The 4,010-nt window shown below is 76.1% G+C and carries 1 protein-coding gene; it reads right to left on the bottom strand.

All coding sequences use genetic code 11. From position 1 onward, the window contains the following. Positions 1-365: 365 nt before the first annotated feature. Positions 366-3,365: an AAA family ATPase gene (locus ACFV4G_RS42640; RefSeq protein WP_380448921.1), complete on the bottom strand. Its 3,000-nt coding sequence runs from the start codon at positions 3,363-3,365 to the stop codon at positions 366-368. Positions 3,366-4,010: the final 645 nt, after the last annotated feature.

Below are 4,010 nucleotides of genomic sequence, written 5' to 3'. Positions count from 1 at the left end.
AACGGCGACCGGGCCGCGTCGCGGTCGAAGACCCCGGCCGGGGGGGGGGGGGCGCGCCGCGGGCGGGGGCGGGGGCGCGCGGGCGCGGGCGCGGGGGCGCGCGCCCGCGCGCGCGGCGGGGGCGCCCCCCCCGCCCCCCCGGGCGCCGGCGGGGGCGCCCCCCTCTTGCGGGGCACCCCCCCGGGGGCGGCCGTAAATTTGCCGGGGGGGGTGGGGTGCCGCCCCGGGCGGGGGCGGGGCCCGTGACCGGGGCGATATGGACAGAGGGCAACCGCACGAGGGCTGCCCAAGGGACGACCGTGGAACGACGATTCCCCCTCCCGTCCGCCAGGTGATCCGAGCCGCCCCGGCGGACGGGAGAAGCGTCAGGTGCCGGACGCCTCGGCCCGGGACGGTGGTGGGGCGGGGCATTGGTCCGCCGCCAGAGCCGGGGGTACCAGGGCCGTGGCCAGTCCCGCTCGGCCGTCGATGGCGAGCTTCCCGTAGACGTTGGTGAGGTGGACCTCCACGGTGCGCAGGCCGACGAAGAGGTGCTGGGCTATCCCGCGGTTGGTCATGCCCTGAAGGGCGAGGTCCGCGACGCGCCGCTCGGTCGGGGTGAGGGCGTTCACCCCGTGGAACGTGCGGGTGCGCGGACGGTCGCCGACGGCGCGGAGTTCCGCGAGTGCCAGGTCCACGAGCGGGGCCGCTCCGCACTCGTCGGCGACGCTGGCGGCCCGTTGCAGGCAGGTGCGGGCCTCGGGCAGTCGCCCGGCCTTCCGGGCGAGGATGCCGCAGTCGACGAGCGCCTGGGCGTACCGCAGGCGTGCGGGTGCGTCTTCGAGGAGGCCGACCGCCTCGCGCAGCAGTTCCAGCCCTTCCACGCCCCCGAGGACCACGCCCAGCGCGGTCAGGGCGGTGCCCACCGTCTCCGGCACTCCCCAGGCCCGCGCCAGTCCGAGCTCCTCCTCCGCCAGCGACCGGGCCGCCGCGCCGCGCCGCAGCGCCGCCTGGACCAGCGCCGCCTCCGAACGCCATGTGTGGAAGCCGGGGCCGGACATCCCGCGGGCGAGTGCTCGTTCACCGCACCGGAGGAAGTCGGCGAGGCCCTCGTCCAGCCGCCCCTGCGCGACCCGCAGCCGGCCGCGGACCATCAGGACGTGGTCGTTGACCCAGTTGGCGTTCAACTCACCCGCGAGCCCGGCACGTCGGAGAAGATCCTCGGCTTCCTCCGGCCTTCCCCGCCGGATGAGCGAGTCCATCGACGTCGCGGTCGCGAAGACGGCGACGCTGTGCGCCGGCCCGATGTCGATCGCCCGCAGTTCCTCCAGTGCCGAGGCCGCGTCCGCCTGGCTGTCCGCGAGGCGCCCCACCCGTCCCGCCAGGTTCGCGCGCACGCTGAGCGCCTGGAGGCGACCGAGCGCGGAGCCGCGGGCCCGTGCCTGCCGCACGGCGGCGTCCGCGTGCTCCAGCGCCGCCACCGTCTCGCCGGCCGCCCGCAGGGCGACCAGGGCGTCGTAGTAGACGAAGGACTCGTCCGACAGCGGGTCCGCCCCCTCCCCCAGGGCCAGTTCGGCGAGGCTCACGACCTCCTCCGGGCACCGGCCGACCATGGCCGCGCGCAGGCTCAGCAGCGCGGCCAGCGGCCGCCGGACGCCGGTGTCCGGCGCATCGAGGACGTTCAGCTCCATCAGCCGCTCCACGGCGTCCGGGGCGGAGGCCAAGTTGGTCAGGGCGATGTGGATGCGGTCGATCTCCAGGCGCAGGGCGTCGGCGGGGTCCGCCTCCCGGATGTGTTCGCTGGTGCGCCGGAGGACCTCCAGCGCCTCCGGGTAGCGGTCCACGGCCAGCATCGCGCCGGCCAGTCTGCGCGCCACCTCGGTCCGCTCGACCGGGTCCTGGGACAGCCGGAGACTGCTCTCCAGGCTTCGGACGGCCACCGGAACGCTGGAGGCGAGCTCCAGCCGGCCGAGCGAGGCCAGCAGCCCGGCCCGTGACTCCTCGCCGGTCTCCTCCCGCAGCGCACGCCGCAGGTACGCCGCGGCCGCTGCGGTCCGGCCCTCCTCGGCCGCCCCTTCGGCGGCCCGGGCCAGGACCTCCGGTGCCCACGCCTCGCCCCGGGGGCCGGGCAGGAGGTGGACGGCGATCCGCTGCGCCGAGGCACCGCGCGCCCGCAGGAAGCGGGCGGCACCGCGGTGGAGTGCCATCCGCCGGCTCGGCAGCACGGTGGAGGCCACGGCCGCGGCGAGGGCCGCGCAGCCGAAGGCCGTCCCTTCCTCCCCTGCGCGGGTCAGGTACTCGGCCCGCACCAGTGCGTGCAGGGCGTCCGCCAGCTGCGGTTCGGCGAGGCCGGTGGCCTCGACCAGCAGGTCGACGCTCAGATCTGCGCTGGGGCCTGTGCTCGGGCCGCCGATCGGGCCTACGCCGAGGACGGCGGCGGCCGTCGCCACCGTCGCGGCATGCGGTGCCAGTGCCTCCATCCGCGCGAGCACGGCCGGGCCCACGTCGGTCGGGACGTACTCGGTGATCCGTGCCGCCAGGTCCTCTTCGGTGCGCCGAGGGTCGGTGTGCTGCGGGCCGGTGTACTGCAGGCCGGTGTGCTGCGGGCCGGTGTACTGCACGTCAGTGTGGTGCGGGTCAGCGGCACGGAGTCCGCGCAGCAGGGCGCGGAGCAGCAGCGGGTTGCCGCCGGTGGCCTCCCGGCAGGCCGTGGTCACGGACCGGCCCGGGTGCCTGCCGAGGACGTCCTCGGCCAGCGCCTCGACCGCGTCCTCGGCGAGGCCGCCCAGCGTCATCCGGTGCCGGAACAGCGGCACGACGTCGGCGAGGACGTCCGTGTTCGCGTGCGTCCCCTCCTCCCCGAGCGTGGCGAGGAGGACCAGGGGCAGCTCGGCACCGCGCCGCAGCACGTAGCGCAGCCAGCGCAGCGAACGGGCGTCGGCCCGCTGGAGGTCGTCGACGGCCAGCACCAGGCGCCTGCCGTCCGTCGACCGGACCAACCGCCGGTACAGGTCGTCGAGCGCCACCGGTTCGGGGGCGGACGCCCAGAGCGCGGCCGGTGCCGGTTCGGCCCACGGCGTCAGGTGGTCGAAGAACCGGCGGACCATGCCGAACGGGAGCTCGCGTTCGAGCGGATCGAGCGCCGCCGACAGCACGAGGACGTCCGGGTCCTCACGGACGCCGGCCAGTGCCTCCCGCAGCAGTTCCGTCTTCCCGCTGCCCCAGGCTCCGCCGAGCAGGACGGAGACGCAGCCGTCTCCCCCGGCGGCGAGCAGGTGCCGGAGCACCTCCGACTCGCGCGCGCGGCCGCGCAGGACGGGCAGCACGAGCGGCACGTCCGGCACGTCCGGCACGTGCGGCGCTGCCGCGTCACCGAGATCGATCACTGTTGGGCTTGTCGCCATGTCACACCAGGGCTGTCCGTCTGCGGAGCGCCGCCGTCCTCCGAGGCCGGGAGGGCCGCGGAGGAGCAGGGTGACGCTGTGGAACCGGAGCGGCGGAGGACGCGGCCACGCGGACCTCGCGCCACCACGACCGGACCGGGCCGCTCATGGGTCGATTCTCACCCGCGCGCGTCAACGTCTTGTCAACGTCCTGTCAGCACCCCATCGGCAACCGGTCGGCACCCCGCCGGCGCCGTCGGCCGGGCTGCTCCTGCGGCGCGGGGCGCGTCCGCCCGACCTTTCGGTACCGCCCGTCATGTTCCGGTGGGCGGTCCGGCTCTAGCGTGGTGCGGCCGGGTGGTTCGCCGTCAGTGCCCGCTCGGGCGCTGGGAGCCCGCGTGCCGAGCGTGTCGCGTACGGGCCGGCCGGACCCGCCTCCGTCCCCCGCACCGCCGCCACGGGACCACCGCCACGGACCCACCCCGGCGACGTCCGAACCGGCAGGAGCCGGAGGACGCCGGAAGACGCAATGAAGAAGCAAGAGGAGAAAGTCGTTGAGCAACGAGAGCCTGGCCAACCTGCTCAAGGAGGAGCGTCGTTTCGCTCCCCCGGCAGAGCTCGCCGCAGCGGCCAACGTCACCGCGGCCG

It is taken from the genome of Kitasatospora sp. NPDC059747 (genome assembly GCF_042732955.1).
GTDB lineage: Bacteria > Actinomycetota > Actinomycetes > Streptomycetales > Streptomycetaceae > Kitasatospora.
The sequence above is the reverse complement of the archived record's forward strand: the minus strand, read 5'-3'. Positions and strand labels throughout refer to the sequence as shown.